Source organism: Psychromonas sp. L1A2 (assembly GCF_009828855.1).
In the GTDB taxonomy this organism is placed as follows: domain Bacteria; phylum Pseudomonadota; class Gammaproteobacteria; order Enterobacterales; family Psychromonadaceae; genus Psychromonas.
Genome location: NZ_WUAG01000001.1, coordinates 2,203,229 through 2,224,958 on the forward strand (window position 1 = coordinate 2,203,229; position 21,730 = coordinate 2,224,958).

Consider the following 21,730-nt stretch of genomic DNA (forward strand, 5'->3'; position numbering starts at 1 on the left):
AAAGGGAGCGCTAACATTAATTAGCACTCCCTTTTTATATAAATCGACTTATCTTACAAGCACCGCTATTTGTTATAACCACCACAAGTAATAAGTAACCTTGATTAGCATAACCGAACTAAGTCAGTGATAAAAAGTCGCTCATTAATACTAAGTATTCCATGGATTACTTGGATCGTATTTAGGTTCATCTTTTTCTGGTTTATTAGTATTTATTTTATTATCTCGCATTGGGTGTTTACTCCCTTGACCACTACGCTGGTCTGAATGACGATGACGACTTTGTCGTTTATCATTTTCACGCTCTTGGAATGCAGATGCAGCTTTAGCTTGAGACAACTCAATGGACTCAATGGTTAGTTTCATTGGAGATAGAGGCACAATACCATGCTCAAAACCACGTTCCCTAGGGTTCAAATGAAATTCAACTTCATTAGGTTTTGGCATGCGTTTAAAACGATATAAATAAAAGCTCTCTAATTTTAAGCGAGCCCACTCTGTTTTTTGTAAAAACTTTAAACTTCCTTTAATCGTTGGGTTGATATCAAAGCATTTGAAGCGTGTTGCAGCAAATAAAATTTTCCAACCATAATGTTCAACTAATTCAGTCAATAAAATTTCAGTTTTTAAACCGTGAAGTGGATTATTTTGTTGTAATTCAGCAGACATTTGTATTTGTATTCCTAAGGGTAAATCGATAAATCATTTATGTTACTGACTTATTATATCAGGCGATTTAAAATAAGCGTAACTTGCTTGACTGTTAAATTGAAATAGTTAGTTTCATATCAATATGCTCAATGTCATCTTCATCATAAGGCTCAGAAGTAGTAACAAACCCAAGTGATTGATAAAAGGTTTGTAAATGGGATTGTGCTGAAATTTTAATAACGGGCACTTGCATCTCTTCATTTACAAATTCAATTGCTTTTTTCATTAGCTTTTTAGCTAAACCCTGATTACGTGAATTTTCAGCAACAACAACTCGGCCTATAGCAACATCAGGATCAGACAAACCAGCGGGTAAAATTCGGCAATAAGCGACTAGGTCATCATCTTCTTCTGATATGAGTAGAACATGAATTGATTTTTGATCTAGATTATCCATATCTGAATAAAAGCACGTTTGCTCTAGTACAAATATATCTTGTCGTAGTTTTAAGACTTGATATAACCGTAAAGCTGATAGCTCTGAAAAAAACTTAACTTCCCAAGCAAACATTTTCTATTCCTTTTTCTAATGCTAATGCATATACACAAGCTTAATAAGCTGTTTTATTTAACGCCCCAAGGATTACTTGGGTCATAAACTGGCTCTTCTTTAATCGTACTTACTTTGTCATAAATACGGTATTTACATGCGATATCAACACGATCGATTAATGCATCAGTAATCGCATTAGGTTCTCCAGGCGATTGTTCTTCCGGAATGTTACGATCTCTTGGCGGTTTGGCTAAAAATTTAGGCTCAGGATATGGGTACGCTTTAAATTCATATAAATAAAACACCTCTACTTTTTCACGAGCCCATTGGTTATTGCGTAAAAATTTAGACGTTGATTTCATCCCAGTATGAAAGTTAAAGCGATCAATACAAAGCGCTTCACTTAAACCAGGCCAAGTATAATGGTCTGATAGTTCAGTCAGTAACACTTCAAGCTTCAAACCAAATAATGGATTGTTTTGTTTTTTAACGGTCATTTAATGCCTTATTAATAATTGGATCGTACTTTATGGTGTTACAAACGAATGCTCAGGTTGATAATTTAATAAGCTACTATGGACTGAAACACCTTGGTAGCTGAGTTGGTTTATTCGTGCTAAATAGGCAGCACCGGTTAACAAGTGTAAAGCGATATCAACCGCTTTACGCTGCTCATAATCAGATAAATAAGACTCTTTTACCCAACTATTAAACGCACCTAGACTCGGGCCTGCCCATATTTGATAATCCATTTCACGTCCTTTTTCGCCAATATTTGACCAACGTGATGATAGGCCTAAATACCAACGGAATATCAGCGCCATTTTACGTTTAGGGTCGTTGATTGCTCTTGCCAACATGTCCGAATCTCGCTCATGGAAAAATGCTTTGGTTATTTCCCAAACCTGATCTAAATTTTGACGGAATATTTGTTTTTCTATTTTTTCACGCTCAAGTGTTGGGATGTCTTCGATACTTGCATAGTTACTATATAATTCATAAAGCTTATTCGCTCGCATAGCAAACATAGAACCACGTTTTACCACTTGTAATTTAACACCCATTTCAAACATATCAGCAGCAGGTGCCATGGTGACATCCGCCATTTCAACATTGGCTAATAATTTTCTAGTGTGTTCTGACGCACCTGCTTCTACACAAGCTTGGTTCACCGAACCTAATACGATATAAGCCGCTCCCATATTATAGGCAGCGAGTGCAGACTCAGGTGTTCCAATACCGCCACCCGCACCAACACGCAGCGGCACCACATAGTTATATTTAGCTTGAATTTGATCTCGCTGTTTAATAATAGTCGGCAGTAACGTTAGAAATGGACGGTTATCCGTGTGCCCACCAGAATCAGCTTCTGCAGTAATATCATCCGCCATCGGCACTTTTAGCGCGAGCTCAGCTTGTAATGCTGTTATTTTTCCTGCTGCTAATAACTTATCCAGAAACTTTTGTGGTGCCGGTGACATGAACTTCTCAGCCACTTCAGTACGTGATATTTTGGCAATCACTTTATTATTAATATTAATACTACCGTCTGCATTTTGTGACAGCCCTGCAACACGGTAATGCACAATATGTTCAGTTAAAGCCAAAAAAGCCGATGCTTCAACAGTATTAACGCCTAACTTTAAGAAACGTTCAACGGCGCCTGATTCTAATGCTTCTTCACTTGGAGCATGAATTAAGTTCACCGCAAAAGGACCGTTAGGTAATGCTGTTTGAATACGTTTAATAGAGTCTTCAATGACATCAGGAATTAACCCAGCAGCACCGAATGAACATAAGAAACCCGCTTGGCCTAAGGCAATAACTAATTCAACGGAAGCAATACCATTTGCCATTGCACCACCATGGTAAGCATATTTTACGTTGTGTGCCTTTTTAAAGGTTTCACTGCCTAATTCTTCTGCTTTAATCGCTTGTGCAAAAGCAATGACTGAGCTTTGTGCCTGTGCATCATTGTTGGTGTTCGCAAGCTCATGACATACCGCAATATCATTTTGTAATTTAGCAAAATAGAGCGGTTTATCTATCGCCAATAATGCTTTCTTTAAACTTGTTGCATCTTTTTTTAAGTTCGCTTCTTTAACAGACCAGTTCCAATCTACATTCGCTTTATTAATGCTGATCAATGGTGTTTTATTCACTGCTTGCGTCATTATTTTTCTCTTTAAGCTTCAACAATACTCAGGACAATATCTTTCACTTGGTAAATACGTAAACCATCTTTCGATAAGTTTGCATCCCCTACTAAGCACACTTCTGAGTCGGTTGTAATAATTTCTGTAAGATGAATATCTAAACTCATCTGTTTATTTAAAGGTGTAATTTGTCCACGGTATTTCCACGCCACTTTTGTATTAGACGTTGTAAAACGAGGATTCTTAAATTGTTTCCCTAGGTCATTTGTCAAAGCATAACATTGTAATAGCTCAATGATAGCTTCAACACCTAATGAACCAGGCATAACCGGATCTTGATGAAAATGATAACGGAAGAACCAATCACTGGCATCAATAGTACGTTCACCATAGATGTAGGCGAGTTTATGGTCACCACCACCTTCTACAATGCTCACGGTATCAACGAAGTTTAATTGCCCACCAGCAAGTCGATATGCAGGTTTTTTCTCGTCTACTGTAAACAGGTTATGTTGTTTGTTCGTTAAATCAATTTGTTTGATTTTTGCCTGTGGTATTTTGTGGTTAACAAACCAAGGTAAGGTGACCTTACCGTTGTCGATGCCAAGTTGATTGGTTAATGAGTCAGCACTAAAATATCCAAACACAGCACCACCACGGTAAATAGTTTCACCGTCGACACTCAAATCAAAACTAAAACTTTGAATGATCGCCCCACCTGCCATGCTTGTTGATAATAATACTGATTTATTGACAATGGTTTTACCACGTAAATCAATACGTTTAACTAACTCACCGTGACCATCTAAATTACGGAAATACAGGTCTTTATCTGGGTATTTTAATGTGGTGCCCATGTAAGCGGATATAAAGCCATTCGGTTGTAATGCAATTTCCATTAGTAATGAATAAGGCATCCAATCTTGATGAGTATTTTTAGTAAAGTACCAAGCATCTTCAGGTACAACATACTCAGCAACACAGCTAGAAGGCGTTTTAAAGTCCATACGCTCTCCTTGCACATCGATGACTTGTGTTACCACTTGCAAGTCACCACAGGGCGTTCTTGGTGGTGTTCGACCTTGGTAAACATCAAAGTCAGGACCAAAACACTGACTAATATCACCAGTAGCAAATTCAAATAGATGCCACGGCGTAAACGGCACACTGTCAGGGGTTCTATTTTGTCCTTGTATTAATGGCGCTTGGAAATGCTTTATAGGCACGACACCTTTGTTAGTCGCTGCCGTCAAATCAGACTCAACACGCATCAGAGGTCGGTCAACATGTACAAAAGGTTTAATACCACGTTCATCTGGTGTGTCTAAACTCAACAACTCACCACTAAGTGACGACTCTATATTTTTATTGAGTGAGCTACTTTGAGATTGTTTATTTACAGGTGATTGACCAATCAGCATGACGTTAGTAGGTAATTCCACTGGACATGGGCTGTTCTGGACTTGCTCTTTAATTTCCATACAGAGGTTTTTAAAGTCAACAACCACCTTACCATCAAGGATAATATCTATATTAGCTTTAATAAAAGGACGTGGAGACATCCCGATATCAGTCACTTCCATACGGTAAGTTAATGTATTAGTTTGCGGTCTCACTTGGCCTCGACAACGAACCGTTTGAGCTTCACCAGCCATAGGTTGAAAACGTGCATTATTAACCTGTCCATTCATACCTAACCACAACATAAAGAACATCGCCATTTGCCCACAACCTTCAGACATGAGAGAGCCGGCCATCACTTGATCATCTTTAAAATGACAAGGGAAATACCAGTGTTCTGGCGACAGTTCTTTTTGACCTTCTAATAAACCTAAGCCCCAATGACCGCCATTTCTATCAATCTTAGTAATGCGTTCGATCATTAAGAATTTTTCAGATGAAAACTTCAATGATGGATTACGACCTTGTTGATCATAGGCATCACCAAAACATCCTTTGATATCACCCTGTACGAGCTTCAACATCTCTTGGTAGTTATAGTGTGTTTGTGTATTGTGAATTAACGGTGTAAATACTGATTTTTTAGCCGCATCTAATTGAGCTTTATCCGTTGCAGTACTGATCACACCTTTCCCGTCTGCTAACTCTTCATCGGTAAAGAACCCTGCACAGCCATTACGCATGATCAGTACTTTTTTATCGCCAACATAACAATCGTAATGGAAGAAAAACAACAATTGCTCGCCATTTTTAGCGTAAGAATCAATATGAATTTCATAACGTAGCGTTTGACCGCCAAAGGCCATCTCTTCTAAAAAAGTCAGTTCACAATCTAATAAACGATAAACGCGCTCGCCTTTGTTTTGAAAGTCGATGCCAATATAAGAGATAAGCATTAAATCACACTGTCCAGATTCAACCGACACTGACCATGGAATTTGTCCATCAATTAAAAAAGGTGCATCTAATGGAATGTCATACTCTGTAAACATCGATGCTTTTTTATATTGATGTGTCTTCGCATCAAGTTCAGTAACGCGGCTTACTAATAAATAATCTGTCGTCGGTAAACGAACACGACGTTTATAGGTATCAATCACACTATATTCATCACCAAATACTTTCCCAATATCCCCTTCAGCAAATTCAACAAGTTGAGCAGTATCAAACACCACTTTTGTTGGTTTATTGTATTGCTCTATTAATTGTAAATCAGGGTATTGATAACCACTCTGCCCTTGAATAGCGATTACACCTAACGGCTTTATCGTTTCTTGAGGTTCAGTCATCACAGACGCTTGTTGCTGATGCTCTGTAAATTGATGTTGTAAAGGTTGAGGCTGTATAGGTTGATCTTTTATAGATTGAGGCTGTAAAAGTTGAGAACCGATATCAGACTCTTGTAAATTACTTTCAACTTCACCAGCAGAAACTTGTGCTTGTAGTTTAATTAAACTCGAAATCTGTTTTTCTGCCATAAAGCGCGCACGTAAAAACGCCTGGTGGGTTTGACTTTGCTGTTTAATAGTATGACTGACATTAGTAAATACTGTATTTTCAGAGGTCAATTCTGTTTTATTTAACTTGCTTGTATTGTTCGAAGCAGCCTCAGTTAAAGGAGATAGTTGTACTTTTCTTGGCATTTTTTCAGTCACTTTTCTTTGCATTTTTTCAGCCATAGGATCAACATTAGAAATATTAAAATTAGGTTTAGTGTTTGAATCAATTTGTTTGTCGAGCTTATTGCCAAACTTATCATTAAATTTGTGTTGGATTTGTATCACCAATGGGTTGTGTTGTTCTTTACAAATGGAATCAAATATTGATTTCCCACCTAACGTCACCTTTTTAATTAAGCTCGGTTTGCTGATAGCGTCAGACTTTGCAATGATCGGTTTCGTCGCATTGCTATTTGAAAGAATGAGATGCGCAATACTGTTGTCCATGCCTAAACCGTTGATAGCCAAGAAGTTAGATGATGATGCGTTTTTAACGGCTAACACACTAGCAATTAAACTCACCATGCCCGATGCGTTATAACAATGTCCTGCAGTTTGTTTAGACGACACAATAGCGGCATTTTTATAATGATTAGACAGTGTTGAATATTCATTCGTTAACTGATGTTGGTTACCCACAGCAAAAGCTTCAACTTGTGTGACTTGCTCTGGCGTTATATCTGCTTGTTTTAATGTGCGCGTAATCAGTTGATCATTCGCTGTTTGATTACTATTTAACGTGCTGTTATTGATAGTAAACAAACAAGCTTCAATGTTGGCGTAAACACCTTCACTGGTAACAGCTTGATTGGCCTTATTACTGGCTTTAAGAACGATTGCCCCTGCACCTTCACCCACTAACCATTGAGATTGCTGTTCCGGCGTTGAAGTAACTGATGCATTTTCAGAAACAGGGTTAAAGCGTTGTCTTAGACTGATATTTTCAAAACTACCCGCAAGATCAACACTTGCGATCACCACCGCCTCTACATCGGTTGTTTTTAATAAATTATCAGCAATATCAACACATTTATAAACAGAGTTTTCTTCGCTTGATACGGTGAATGCAGGGCCACTAAAGTCCCATAATGCTGAAATCCTAGAGGCCATGATGTTACCAATAAAGCTAGTATATTGGTTTAACTGAGCAGGTTCATTAATGCTTTGTTTACTTATATTAATCAGTTCAGTTAATTGTTGATCGTTAAGCTCAATACCTTGATCCAATAAACTTTGTTGAATTTGACTGTGTAAATTCACTCTTCCTCGATATTGATGTAAGTCTAGCTCTAATCCCATCGCCACTAATACCGCAACATTAGTTCCCGGAATTACCTTTGCATCTTTAAGTGCATTATCGGCGACCTTCATCATTAATAATTGCTGAGGAATTAAGCTGTCTTGATCATTGGGTGGAATTTTGAAACGTAAGAAATCAATCTCAAAGTCGCTTACATAGTTACCTAATGGTGCGTTAGACAAACCGACCTTATTTAACACTGATTTTTGTTGTTCTATTCCCTGCCATCTCTGCTTAGGTAAGGCTTTAAAAGCGTTTTGATTGCTTGTTAATAAGCGTTGATAATCAATGAGGTTGTCTATCGAACCAAAATGACAATCCATCCCAACAATGGCAAGCTTATCGACTTTATTTAATATTTTGTCATTACTTGTATTAGGTGTGTCGCCAGCTTGTAGAACTAGATGTGCATTACTACCGCCAAATCCAAAGACACTCACTCCAGCAGTTGGTTTATGCGTATTTTCAGGCCAATTAATAGTGGTTGTCGGAATTTGTGCCGCTGAGAAATAAGCTTGTTGCGTAGAAATTGCATTATCAACATTGATAGTGGCCGGAATCACTTTATTGTTTAGAGCATAGATGGCTTTCGTCATTGCAGGCATACCTGCCGCCGTTAACAAATGACCAAGGTTTGATTTTGCTGAGCCCAACAAAGGTTTATGATTATATTGACTAAAATACTGCTCCATAGAGCTTAACTCTACTTTGTCACCTTTTGGGGTACCTGTCGCATGACATTCAATATAATCAACATGTAATGGGTCTATCTGCGCATCTTTATAAGCTTCTTGATAGGCTAACACCTGCCCTTTGCTATTCGGGCTAAGGACAAACTCCCCTTTACCATCATTGGTTAATGCGCCACCTTTAATGACGGCATAAATATTATCACCATCTTTAATGGCATCACTATGTCGCTTAAGCAACATCATGCCCGCTCCCTGTCCAGCAAATAAGCCTTGAGAGTCTTTATCAAAAGGCGCATGTCGGTTATTTTCAGGAAACGCTTGGAAGATAGAAAAGCCCATATTAACAAACAATGAATCAGCAGCAGACACCGCACCTGCTAACATCATATCTGCTTTACCTGTTTGCAAATAATCACAAGCTAATTTTACGCTATAACATGAAGATGCACAGGCTGCGTCTAACGCAAAGTAGTTACCACCTAATCCATTAACTTGCGCCAATAAAGCTGCAGGGTAACCAGCAACTAATGCATTTTCTGCTGAGACTTGTTTAGTTTCAGCATAGGCGTTTAGCAATATGTTTTTATGTACCGTCTGTTGTAAAGCAAGTTCAACTACATCACGATACAAATCCATGAACAAATAATTAGATTGCTTAGTAGGAAAAGATAAATTCCCTAAAATTAAGCCACAATTTTTTAATCGTTCACTTTGCCAATATCCAGCATCTTGCAGCGCACGTTTCGTTACATATAAAGACCATTGATGTAAATCATCTAGTTGATTTAAGTCCTGCGCCTTAATGTTCGCAGAGCCTTTGTTTGATAGATATTCGGCTGCATCAAAGTGAAAGTCACGGATATAACCGCCATACAAACAGTAATACTTATCACTTTCGCCCTTCTTACCCAAATATTGTTCAGGCTTAACGCCTAACTCCGCTTCAGTGATAGGTGTGCGGTTATCTTTCTGTTGTAATAACTGCTGCCAAAACTCTTCTGGAGCGCTTGAGCCAGGAAATAAATTAGCGATACCTATAACGGCGATGTTTTCCATAAATACTCTCTATGATACTAAAACTGAAGCCGTCAGTTTCTTAACGGGACGTATTAACGAACCACTAAAAAAGGACTGGCAATTAACTGGGTAACCAAGGCTGATTAAAGGCGCGATGGTTTTTAAAATAGCGCTGTAGTCATCTAAATTTTTCTGATTAACTGATAAACAAGTAACAGGCTTCACTTGTTGCTGATTTTTTAGAATACGCTCAATCCATGTGCTTAAGGATTTACCTGCGCCCATTTCTATGAAAACTGTTTCGCCTGCTTTGGCCATGCTGTTTATTAAACGCGGAAAATCAACTGGTTCTGTTAAGCATTTACTAATACTGACTGCAATTGCTTTTTCAGTGAGAGGCACAGGCAAATAACAAGAGCTTGAATACAACTGAGTTGATATTTTATGTTTAACCGGTAATGAATAGAGTTTTTGCATATTCTCATATTCACTTTTAGCCAAATCACAATGAATGATATTAGGGACATTTAAAGCAATCGCACGTACTTTTAATTGTTCAGCTAGTTTAAGACATTGTTCAGGATCACCTGCAATAACAAGGCTGTCATCAGTATTAACAATGGTAATATAAACACGTGGAAATAAAGTAATAAGCGATTCAACTTGCTCAACGGTTGCCTTAAGGTGATAAGACTCCCACAGTGGTTTGTTGTTAGTCGCACTCTCATTCACATGACAAACGCCATCATCACTATCTGTAGTTGAAATAGTTGAAATAGTTGAAGTAGTTGAAGTCTTTGTAGTAGCTGTCCTCGTTGCGACTGTAGGAGAAATAGGGACAGAAACTCCCCATGCACTTTCTAAACGCTTTAAAGTCCCTGAAAGCTGCTCTGTAAAAATGCGGCTTTCACGTAATCGTTGACTCATTTCCTGAGGTTTTTTCCAACAATCAAGCGCTGCAAACATGCTTACCTCTCCCATGCTATAGCCTGCAGCACAGGTCGCCTTTATTTGTAATTGTTGTTGCCATATTGTCGTTAGTAGACAAGCATAGCTGACGCCTGCTTCTGCAATATTAGCGAGTTCTGAACGCAGTGATTTTTCAAGCTCAGCCGATTGACTATAGTTAGGTTTACTTATTAAACGTGGCGTGATTAATTGATCTTGCAGGCTAAAAGCTAAATCATCGCTGATATTTAATAGTGCTTGATAGGCTTCGGGGAACAAACGTAACAAGTCTTTGCCCATATTGACATATAACGCCCCCACTCCTGGGTAAACAAAGCTCAGCGGTTGCTGTTGTTTGTTTGCTGTTCGGCGAATAGGCTTAGCACTAAAATAACTACCGGCTGGTGTTTTCCATGGTTTATTCCATGGTGTTTTCCATGGTTTATTATTGTCTAATGAACTTGGGATGCCAGATAATGCTAACTGTAGTTGTTTTTTTAATGTCGAAAATGAACAAGCTAATAACACAACACAGTAACAGTGATCATCAGTACCAGATTCAGCTTCACTGGTTTCTACAGATGATTGATGTTGATATAAATGCTCTGCATATTGACGCGCAGCAAATTGTTTAAATAGTGCTAAATTTTTAAGTTCACCATACGGCTTTGAAGACAGACCTTCGTTCATCTTTTCATGTAACAGATCTTCAGAGAGTAGATCATCAGATAGCAGCGCTTCTTTTAATGTGTCGATTAGCTGTTCAATACTTTGAGCACTAAAAATAACCGGCTTTATAGCTTGTTGTGCAAGAAAGCCATTGTTGATGGCATTCTGTTTCGATGATGCACTTTCAGAGTCGGTACTTTGCTTTAAAACCTCATGATCTTTTGAAAGCAGTATTAGTTGATGCGATGAGTCTTCGATATGACTCACAGCCATATAACGCTTAGTACTCTTTTCAGCTAACACGCTTTTAGATAACTGGTTTTTAGATAGCGTTTTAGATAGCAATGCTTTAGAAAATAAGTAACTAGTAGAATCCGCTAAGCAATAAAAACCAGAGGCTTCCCAACGTGCTTTGATTAATGAATTACCTTCTTCAATCACACTTTGTTTAGAGCCTAAACGATAATACTGATCTAAACACAAGACAGATGAAATCAAAGAGATCATTGCAGCAAAATGACCTGATGTGTTTTCAATACAATCAACACTTGTTAGTAATGTCGGTTTGTTTGTAAGTAAACTAGGTTTTAACGTTTCTGGGGATATTGCATTAGTTACATCATTAGTGACATCATGATTTACGTTATCATCTACTTTACACCCTACTCCATAAGATGAAGCATTAAGGCTTTCAAATGCCAGTAAGCATTGATATTGATGTTCTTTATTGGTTTGATCCGTTAAAGATGACGTTGTTAATAACGATTCAATTTGATCAGGCTGCAACTGATTGCCAGCGATAAAGCCTTGAATATGGTCAGAGATAACATTTAATTTGTTGCCATTAACGCAAGATGAATGCGCATTAATTTCTGCATAAACATGGCATAAACTCAGCTGCTGAAGAGATTGAGCTGTTTTTTTAGCTTCCGTTAGCAATGGTTCAGTCATTCTGACATCTGTTAGTAGCGATTTAGCACACACTAAAACAGCAGCAACGCCATCCCGTTGTAATTTATTAATAGATAATATGACAACAGCACGTTTATTATTTTCACTTCGCTGATAGGCCGTTAACAAAGCATCATTCAATGACAGTGCATTGATTATATTAGCAAACGCAACTCCGATTCTATTGATAAGATCATTTGAAGATCCGTTTAATAAAACAAGTTCAACGTCTGAAGCGACTAAGTGATTGGTATTTAATAAACGTTCAAGCAATAAATTAGTATCATCAACAAGGCCAAGATCATCTTGCTTTATAAGTGTGATCGGCTTATTGCTATAAAGATGGTAATCGAATGCATCAATCCCTTTGACTGAAGCAAAACTTACCTCCAAACCAATCACTACTAACATGGTTAAGCGCTAGCCTTAAATAACTCACTTAAACTTGCACTGCATGTAACTTCTGCAGCGGTTATTTTACTGATGATTTTATTATTTTGATCAATCAATAACAGATCAGCAAATACACTTTGTCCGGTTGTTTTAATGATATTGAGTTTTATAAAGAAAAATTCATCCACTTTCACTTCTCGGAACACCTGCCAAGCTGCAGTACTGGTAGGTAAACTACCCGATCCCATCTGCTTACTTGTCCATACCAACATCGCTTGATAAACCAAGTCATTGGCAAAAACATTGCTTTCTTCAAGTAAAAACTCACCCTGAGCTTGAGTAACTGATTTATCAATAACACATTCCAGTAATAAGCCTGAATCATCTAATTGATGAATATGCTTAATACCTTGTAGACTCAGACCATGAAATAAACTGCCATCAACGTATAATGATGCTGCTTGTACAGATTGTTTTTTAACGAGTTTAGGTAAAATACCTTGATATGTTAATGGTGTATTTTCAACTAATGGTTTAGCAAGATTCACCGTACTTTTATAATGAAAAACAGGTTTACCTTGTTTATTTTCACTGCCCACCGTCACTTCAATACGTAAAGTATTGTCAGATTCTTTGATTGTTTTGCTGTTAAGCACTTTATGATCGAGGATCTTAGTATCAATAACATATTCACCAGCCTGTGAGCCGTCAAAAACAATACCTTTAAACAGTTTAAAGTCTTCAATACCTTGATACTGATATTCTGGGTATAAGCTCTCACAGGTTGATTTTAACCATGCAATAGCACAAACCGTTGGTAAGACTTGCTGACCATCAATTTTGTGATCGACTAACAAAGCATTATCTAAATGATTAAAGGTTTTAATCTGTTGATGACTTGATTCTCTCACTACATTTTCATTATCAGCCTTTTGATCAACAATACTTTGATCCACAATACTTTCGCTATCAGTACCTGACATATCAGTTCCCACAACAATCTGCACACAACGATTATGTTTAGCCGCTAATTCACTGACTAATAAGCTTGCGCCAGATTGTACAGGGATAATATAAACACCACGTTCATCAAACATACGTTTAAGTTCAGGTGTTACCATCCCGCCATCCCAAGGACCCCAGTTGAAACTTAATACCTGCGTTGTTGGGTATAACGCCTTAAATCGGTAAGCCGCTTTATTAAGGATCTCATTAGCAATTGCATAATCTGACTGAGCTGGATTGCCATAAAAACCGGCAGCAGATGAAAATAGTACTAGATGCTTAAGCTTTTCTAACTCACAACAAGCTAATAAGGCATTCAATCCTTCGATTTTAGTGTTATAAACTTGGTCAAATTCCGCTAATGTCTTTTGTTCGATAAGCTTATCAGCCAACACCCCTGCGCCATGTATAACACCAGTAATTGGTCCCCATAAATCACAGATAGGATTAATAGCCTGTTGAAGCTTTTCTTTGTCACATACATCCGCAGAAACATATTCAGCAATACCACCTAATGTTTCAATCGCTTGTAATGTTTGTGTGATTTCTCGATTAGCTAATACAGGTCTAATCATCTGCTTAATTAATTTAGGACTTGGCTTTTCACCACTATTTATTAGGTGTTGCATTGCTGCTTTCTTTAAATAACCTTCAGTGGCACTACTTAATGACCAATTATCTTCTTGCGCTTGATAACGAGAGCGACCTAGTAAAATAAATTTACATTGATACTGCTTAGCAATTTCAATAACACAATGCGCTGTCACCCCTTTTGCGCCGCCGCTAACCAGGAAGACTGCATCTTGATCTAATTGATTTCCACTTTCTAATTGATAACTATCTGTTTCTTTTGCAACTAAAGATAAGCGTCCTTCAGTGTTGAAACCCACTTCAACTGGCAGACATTGTTTATCATTTAATTCACCAACGACAATCTTCGCCACTTTATTGGCATTATATTTAGTGGGAATATCTACAATACGGCAAAACACATTATCCCATTCATGCGCTAACGTTTTTACTAACCCAGATAAGCCACCTTGTACAAGATCTGCTTTTTTATCAATATTCTGAGTAGCAAAATCACCACCTTGGCGTGTTAACACTAAAAACGATGCACGGTCACCGTTATCTTTTTCATTAATGTTTTGATTAAGCTTAGTTAGCTTAGCCAATAAGAAAGCCAACTGTAAGCCTTTCTTATACTGACTCTCAAAGGCAATGCCTTCTACAGCCGTTTTAGGATGTAAATAGATAACTGACAACCATTGCGCTTGTGTTTGTAATATCTGGTTTAATGTTTGCTCAGTTAACTCAGATAAACTCACCTGTAAAATTGATTTATTAAAGGCTTTAGTGATTTTACTTTTTACCCAACTCGGCGTTAATACGGTAACTGTCCAACCTAATGCTGATAATTCGTTAGCTGTTGCTACTCCACTATCTAATCCATCATTTACTAATAGCAGATGTTTGTTTTCAACACTTGAGTTAATACACTCAAGTGCAGCAAGCTTTTTTATTTCCACCGTTGCACTTGGTGAAGGATCTAGCACAATCGATTTTTCTGGTGTTGGCTTAACAGGTGTTTCTTCATTCGCAACATTCAATGAACAATGAGCATTCACTATTGGACCTGTTTGTACTGATTGCATATAACAAATGATTTCATCCAGAGTCCGCATTTGCGATAACTGCTCAGCATCTAATTCTGGTAAGTCGGTGATTTCATCTTGTACTGCGCCTAGAATCTCAACTCGTTTGATAGAGTCGATACCTAAGTCCGCTTCCATATCCATGCTTAGTTCTAGCATTTCAGTTGGATAACCTGTTTTATCCGCCACTACTGATAACATTGTCTTTTCGATAGTTTGTGTATCGATAGACGACGTTGCACTAGCAACATTTGATTCAATATTAGTCGTTGTATTAGTAGGATTAACAGCATCTATAGAGCTAACAACAACAGATCCCATTACTGAATTCATGTAAGTGACGATCTCAGCTAAGGTACGCATTTGTGATAACTGCTCAGCGTCTAATTCTGGTAAATCGGCGATTTCATCTTGCACCGCCCCTAGAATTTCAACACGTTTAATAGAATCGATACCTAAGTCTGCTTCCATATCCATGCTCAATTCAAGCATTTCTGTTGGGTAACCTGTTTTATCCGCCACTACTGATAGCATTGTCTTTTCGATAGTTTGTGTATCGATAGACGACAATGCACTAGCAACACTTGATTCAATATTAGTCGTTGTATTAGTAGGATTAACAGCATCTATAGAGCTAGCAACAACAGATTCCATCACTGAGTTCATGTAAGTGACAATCTCAGCTAAGGTACGCATTTGCGATAACTGCTCAGCATCCAATTCTGGTAAATCGGTGATTTCATCTTGTACTGCACCTAGAATCTCAACTCGTTTGATAGAATCGATACCTAAGTCCGCTTCCATATCCATGCTTAATTCTAGCATTTCAGTTGGATAACCTGTTTTATCCGCCACTACTGATAACATGGTATTTTCAATAACGTTAATGCCGATTGCTTGTGTATCGATAAATGACGTTGAACTAACAACTGGTGATACTGGATTAGACACAACAGATCCCATCACTGAGTCCATGTAAGTGACGATCTCCGCTAAGGTACGCATTTGCGATAACTGCTCAGCGTCTAACTCTGGTAAATCGGCAATTTCATCTTGTACCGCCCCTAAAATTTCAACGCGCTTTATAGAGTCGATACCTAAGTCTGCTTCCATATCCATGCTTAATTCCAACATTTCTGTTGGGTAACCTGTTTTATCCGCCACTACTGATAGCATAGTGTTTTCAATAACGTTAATGTCGATTGCTTGTGCATCGATAAACGACGTTGAACTAGCGACAGTTGATACTGTGTTAGCCGTTGCATTAGTAGGATTAACAGCACCTGCAGAGCTCGACACAACAGTTCCCATCACTGAATTCATGTAAGTAACGATCTCCGCTAAGGTACGCATTTGTGATAACTGCTCAGCATCTAATTCTGGTAAATCGGCGATTTCATCTTGCACCGCCCCTAGAATTTCAACACGTTTGATAGAATCGATACCTAAGTCTGCTTCCATATCCATGCTCAGTTCCAACATTTCTGTTGGGTAACCTGTTTTATCAGCCACTACTGATAACATAGTATTTTCAATAGCTTTTGTATCGATAGATGTAGCTGAATTAACAACAGTTGATGCTGGGCTAGAGATAAAAGATCCCATCACTGATTTCATGTAAGTGACGATCTCAGCTAAAGTACGCATTTGTGATAATTGCTCAGCATCTAACTCAGATAAATCGGCGATTTCATCTTGCACCGCCCCTAGAATCTCAACACGTTTAATAGAGTCAATACCTAAGTCCGCTTCCATATCCATGCTTAGTTCTAGCATTTCAGTTGGGTAACCTGTTTTATCAGCCACTACCGATAACATAGTCGTTTCAATAGCTTTTGTATCGATAGACGATGTTGAACTAGCGATGGATGATGCAGTATTAGCAGAGCTCGACACAACAGATCCCATCACTGAGTTCATGTAAGTGACGATCTCCGCTAAGGTACGCATTTGTGATAACTGCTCAGCGTCTAACTCTGGTAAGTCTGCAATTTCATCTTGCACCGCCCCTAGAATCTCAACACGTTTGATAGAATCGATACCTAAGTCCGCTTCCATATCCATGCTTAGTTCCAACATTTCTGTTGGATAACCTGTTTTATCAGCCACTACTGATAACATAGTGTTTTCGATGGCTTGAGCTGAGCCTCTTAATGCACCACTTAATGGCACCACTTCGTCATTCCGTTTGTTAACTGGCTGAATATCAACTGATGGTTTAGCTTGAGCGGATTGAATGGTTTGATGTGTAGCTTGTAACTGCTGTTGTAAATTTAAGGCATTAACAGGCGTTGCTTGTGGTGTACTTTTTGAAGTAGTTGGTGTCGTTGTTTTACCATTTTCACTGGCATTTGAAGCAGCATCATTCGAAATAACATCATGACTTTGAGTATTTGATACCGTATTCAACATTTGTTGCATATTATCAGTTTGATTATTCAGATACGTTTCATGAACACGCAATGTTTCCGTTTGGAAATCATGATACATCGCTAACGTTCTATCTAACCCTTCCGGTAATGTTTGTTGACCCGCTTGTGCTGCTAATACACTTTTAAAAGTATCGGCATATTGATTCGGCCCTTCCAAGTAAGCTTGGTGTACGGCCAGTAATTCAGATTGATGCTTAACAAATTGATCGACACTATTTTCTATACTTGAAGCTAATTGTTGATTGTCATTATTAGCTGGTGCACTTTCTTTAATGGACGAGCCTTGAATCGATGAAGGTTGATTCACTAACGGCTGACCTTGAGCATCAACATAAACGATCTTTTCTACAATTTTTTCAACCACTATCTCTTTAATCACTTCTTTTACAATGGGTGTTGATGGTTGTGTATTAGAGATTTTCCAGTTATCAGTTAAACCATCTTCAAAAACTTTTTTAGTTTTAGGACTAACATAAGAGGCGCCTGATAGCTTCATGGCTAAAGGTGACTTTTTAGGTGCAATGGTTGGACGAGCAATGGCAGAGTATGGGTCAATATTATCCAGTTCTACACCTAATACTGCTAATTGAATAGCCGCTTGACGTAATTGTAAATCAGCACTTTGTTTAGCATTGCTATTGGTTGCAATGCTAAACACGTCTGCTTTATCTCCTAAAATATTATCAACAAGTCGAGTCAGCACATTTTTAGGGCCAAACTCTACAAAAATACGTCCACCAGCATCGTATAAATTATTAATTTCTTTACTAAATTGTACTGACTGTAAAATATGTTCTTTTAACGATGTTTTAATAGCCGCTTGGTCTTCACTATGTGCTTCACCAGTCGCATTTGCATAAACAGCTACCTTAGGTTTGTTAAAAGTGACAGAATCGATTGCTTTAGCGAATGGTTGTTGTGCATGTGCAACCAAAGGAGTGTGGAATGCAGCAGAAACAGGCAATGCAATAACCTTAAAGCCATTGTCAGTTAACTGTGAAGTGGCTGTCGCCATTGCTTCACTGCTACCCGCAATCACTGCTTGATTATTCGCATTATAGTTCGCGATACTAACATCTTTGATTGTTGAAATTTGCAGTTCAATCTCTGCGACATTACCAATGACTGCAGCCATCGTTCCGGCATCAAGATCACTGTTTTGCGGTGATGACATTGCTTGGCCACGCGCCATCGCTAAGGCCATGTAATCAGTTTCTGAAATAACCTCTGCTGCCCATAATGCAGTTAACTCACCAAAACTATGACCCGCCATAAAATCAGCTTTAAAACCTGCTTGCTTAAAGGTATTAAATAGACCAACAGAGAAGCTACCAATAGCCGGTTGTGCATACTGTGTTAAACGTAAATCCAACTCCTGCTGAGATCTTTTTTGATCGTCGAACACAGGAATGGGATAAACTATATTCGATAAATTAGCTTGGCCAGCTTGATGGAATTGTTGATCAATCGACACCTGACTTGCCATCATACTTGGGAAATGACAAACCAATTCGCGTCCCATATTGACATATTGCGAACCTTGACCTGAGAATAAAGCTACGACTTTACCGGCTGTTTTTAATCCCTGTTCTCGATAGTAAATACCGGTTGGCGTTGACCACTCTTTACTCTGTTCAGTTTTTAATTGTTTAATAATTTGTTCAAGCATTTGTTTAGCTTGTGTTGCATTTTTTGCTACAAAGCCACAACGAACGTGATCTTCTTTGATCTTTTTAACTGGATGAGAAACAACTAACTGGTTAAACGCATAAGGTTGCAGTTCAACATCAACATTGATCGCCTTTAATTCAGCTTCAATCGTATTAATTAAGTCAGCTTTGCTATTCGCAGCGATTAAGAATGATTGTGCAACTTCATTTAAACGATAAGCACCCTGTTGAGTTGACGTATATTCTTCCAACACTAAATGGAAGTTAGTACCACCAAAACCAAATGAACTAATACCTGCTTGGCGTTTTATACCATCAGCACGAGGCATCCAAGGGCGCGTTTCAGAGTTGATATACAGGGGAGTATTTTCAATGTCTAAGTTTTCATTAGGTTTATCAACGTTAATGGTCGCTGGTAATACTTTATGGTGCAATGCCAGTGCTGCTTTGATTAAACCTGCTGTCCCTGCAGCTGCTTTAGTATGACCAACTTGTGATTTAACAGAACCCAATGCGACATGCTGTTTTTGATCATTATTCTCACTAAACAGTAATTCTAAACCTCGGAACTCAGCAGCATCACCTGCTTTAGTCCCCGTACCATGGGCTTCGATTAATCCACACGTTCTTGGATCAAAACCAGCATCTTGATAAGCACGCTTTAAGGCTTTTAATTGCCCTTCTGGACGTGGTGCATAAATAGATTTAAATTTACCATCAGACGAACTACCAATACCTTTAATCACTGAGTAGATACGGTCGCCATCGCGTTCAGCATCTTCTAAACGTTTTAATGCAATCATCCCCACGCCTTCACCGATCATCATACCGTTTGATTTATCATCAAAAGGACGAATACAATCGCCATCCGTGAACGCAGGTGTTTTAGAGAATGACATGTACATGAAAGGCGAGTTATCACAACAGATACCGCCTGATAACATCATATCTGAACGATATTCCAAAAGGTCTGACACCGCCATTTTAATAGCCGCTAAAGAACCGGCGCACGCAGCATCAACCACACAGTTGGTGCCACCTAAGTTAAAACGGTTAGCGATACGCCCCGCAATAACATTACCTAACATGCCTGGAAATGAATTTTCTTCCCACGGAATATAAGCACTTTTAAATTTGTCAACAATGATATTGGTATCTTCAGCATTTAAGCCAGACGCTTTTAATACTTTTTCTAATACCGGACCTTGCAAGCGAGACATTAATTGTCCGCCCTGCTTTTGACCGCCGCCAACACCTAATGTAATACCCATTCTATCGCGGTCAAAGCTACTTTCTTCACTGACACCCGCATCTGCTAGTACGTCACGCGCAACCACTAATGCCATTAACTGTGTAATATCGGTTAATTCTAATATGTTCGGCGGTAAGCCAAACTCCATTGGGTCAAAGTCAATTTCAGGTAAGAAACCACCACGTTTACAATAACTCTTATCCGCTTCTTTTTTATCAGCTGAATAATAGTCATCGATCGCCCAACGATCTTCAGGTACATCTTGAATGCCATTAACAGAGTTAACGATGGTATCCCAAAATTGTCCAAGGTTTTTACTCTCCGCAAAAACCGAAGCCATACCAACAATTGCAATCGGCGTTTCTTGTAAGCGAGAGTTAATACGCTTATCTGACGCGGTGTTGGTGGTTTGCTTTTTTGACATTATTTTCTCCAATGGCATTACTATTAATTTGCTGAATTTTACTGTTCACTCAACAAATGAAATCTGCTTAAAAATTCATTATAATTTGCCGCTAATAAACGACGAATATGGAAAGGTGCGTGCTTTAAAACATGTTTCATATAACGTCTTGCAGCATCCGCTTCATCGTCTTGATATAAATCCACATAAACCCACTGACTGTCAGGATCATTAGCGATTAATAGGCGATGTTGCTTAATATTTTTTTCTGACTTTATATCTGACTTTTTATCCAATTCAGGCAACGTTGTTACGCTCACTTGCACGACATCTGAACAGGTTAAGCTACGTGTTTTCGCTGTCCGAGCGTGATTAGCAAGCTCACTGCTTTGTTCTTTGTTCAGTTCTTCGAGGCGCAATTGATTTAGGACTTCTAACATAGCTTGTGGATTAACCACTGAATTCATTACTTTGTCGGAAGTATTATCTTGAATCGCAACGCTTACCTGTTGCTCAAGCTCAATCAATTCACCAGCCGGATCAATATCGGCTAATTTAGAAACACCATGTCGTTTCAGACAACGTTGTAAGCCTGCACGGGAAGTATTTTCATTAATAAATTGACGACACACTTTTAATAACTCGTCGAGTGAGAGCATCAAATGGGTACGTAATTGCACTACAACGTATTGTTGTTGCAAGGTAAGTGTTGTTTTAGAATGTTTTGGGATATGAGAAGCATCTTCAAGCGTTTCACGTTGACGCCATTTACGCACAGTAGATTCAGATATTTTTAAAAGGCGTGCTAATACTGCCGTCGGCAATTCAGAAGCGCGAATAAAAGCTCTTATTTCTGGAGTGGTTGTTGCGTTTTTATGCTGCTTGACAGTCAATAGATTAAGTTCACTAAAACAAAAATGTAAGGCTAATATACACAGGTATCATGCCCTATACAATCTACCGATACTTTTAATTGGCTTAATACTAGGTACTTCATATTAAAAGATAAAAATCAGCTTTATA

At 38.4% G+C, this 21,730-nt stretch carries 8 protein-coding genes; all 8 read right to left on the bottom strand.

Annotation, left to right across the window (positions count from 1 at the left end):
• Positions 1 to 150 precede the first annotated feature (150 nt).
• Entirely contained in the window at positions 151 to 669 is a 519-nt protein-coding gene (locus GQR59_RS09350; RefSeq protein WP_160061891.1) for a VF530 family DNA-binding protein, read from the bottom strand.
• Positions 670 to 763: 94 nt separating this feature from the next.
• Positions 764 to 1,222, bottom strand: a complete 459-nt coding sequence (locus tag GQR59_RS09355) for a GNAT family N-acetyltransferase (protein WP_160061892.1) — start codon at positions 1,220 to 1,222, stop codon at positions 764 to 766.
• A 53-nt stretch (positions 1,223 to 1,275) separates the two neighbouring features.
• Positions 1,276 to 1,701, bottom strand: a complete 426-nt coding sequence (locus GQR59_RS09360) for a VF530 family protein (RefSeq protein ID WP_160061893.1) — start codon at positions 1,699 to 1,701, stop codon at positions 1,276 to 1,278.
• Positions 1,702 to 1,731: 30 nt separating this feature from the next.
• On the bottom strand, positions 1,732 to 3,378 hold the full coding sequence (locus GQR59_RS09365; RefSeq protein WP_160061894.1) for a PfaD family polyunsaturated fatty acid/polyketide biosynthesis protein: 1,647 nt from the start codon (positions 3,376 to 3,378) through the stop codon (positions 1,732 to 1,734).
• 11 nt (positions 3,379 to 3,389) lie between these two features.
• Positions 3,390 to 9,368, bottom strand: coding sequence for a hotdog fold thioesterase (locus GQR59_RS09370; protein WP_160061895.1), 5,979 nt, complete (start codon positions 9,366 to 9,368; stop codon positions 3,390 to 3,392).
• 9 nt (positions 9,369 to 9,377) lie between these two features.
• Positions 9,378 to 12,308 (bottom strand): hypothetical protein, encoded by a 2,931-nt coding sequence (locus GQR59_RS09375; RefSeq protein WP_160061896.1) that lies wholly within the window; start codon positions 12,306 to 12,308, stop codon positions 9,378 to 9,380.
• 2 nt (positions 12,309 to 12,310) lie between these two features.
• A complete protein-coding gene (locus GQR59_RS09380) occupies positions 12,311 to 20,728 on the bottom strand; it encodes a type I polyketide synthase (RefSeq protein WP_160061897.1) in 8,418 nt (2,805 codons plus the stop codon).
• Positions 20,729 to 20,766: 38 nt separating this feature from the next.
• Entirely contained in the window at positions 20,767 to 21,600 is an 834-nt protein-coding gene (locus tag GQR59_RS09385; protein WP_160061899.1) for a helix-turn-helix domain-containing protein, read from the bottom strand.
• Positions 21,601 to 21,730: the final 130 nt, after the last annotated feature.

Excerpts from the sequence above, each read along its gene's own strand:
- GQR59_RS09350 (WP_160061891.1), bottom strand. The coding sequence starts at position 669 with ATGTCTGCTGAATTACAACAAAATAATCCACTTCACGGTTTAAAAACT.
- GQR59_RS09355 (WP_160061892.1), bottom strand. The coding sequence starts at position 1,222 with ATGTTTGCTTGGGAAGTTAAGTTTTTTTCAGAGCTATCAGCTTTACGG.
- GQR59_RS09360 (WP_160061893.1), bottom strand. The coding sequence starts at position 1,701 with ATGACCGTTAAAAAACAAAACAATCCATTATTTGGTTTGAAGCTTGAA.
- GQR59_RS09365 (WP_160061894.1), bottom strand. The coding sequence starts at position 3,378 with ATGACGCAAGCAGTGAATAAAACACCATTGATCAGCATTAATAAAGCG.
- GQR59_RS09370 (WP_160061895.1), bottom strand. The coding sequence starts at position 9,368 with ATGGAAAACATCGCCGTTATAGGTATCGCTAATTTATTTCCTGGCTCA.
- GQR59_RS09375 (WP_160061896.1), bottom strand. The coding sequence starts at position 12,308 with ATGTTAGTAGTGATTGGTTTGGAGGTAAGTTTTGCTTCAGTCAAAGGG.
- GQR59_RS09380 (WP_160061897.1), bottom strand. The coding sequence starts at position 20,728 with ATGTCAAAAAAGCAAACCACCAACACCGCGTCAGATAAGCGTATTAAC.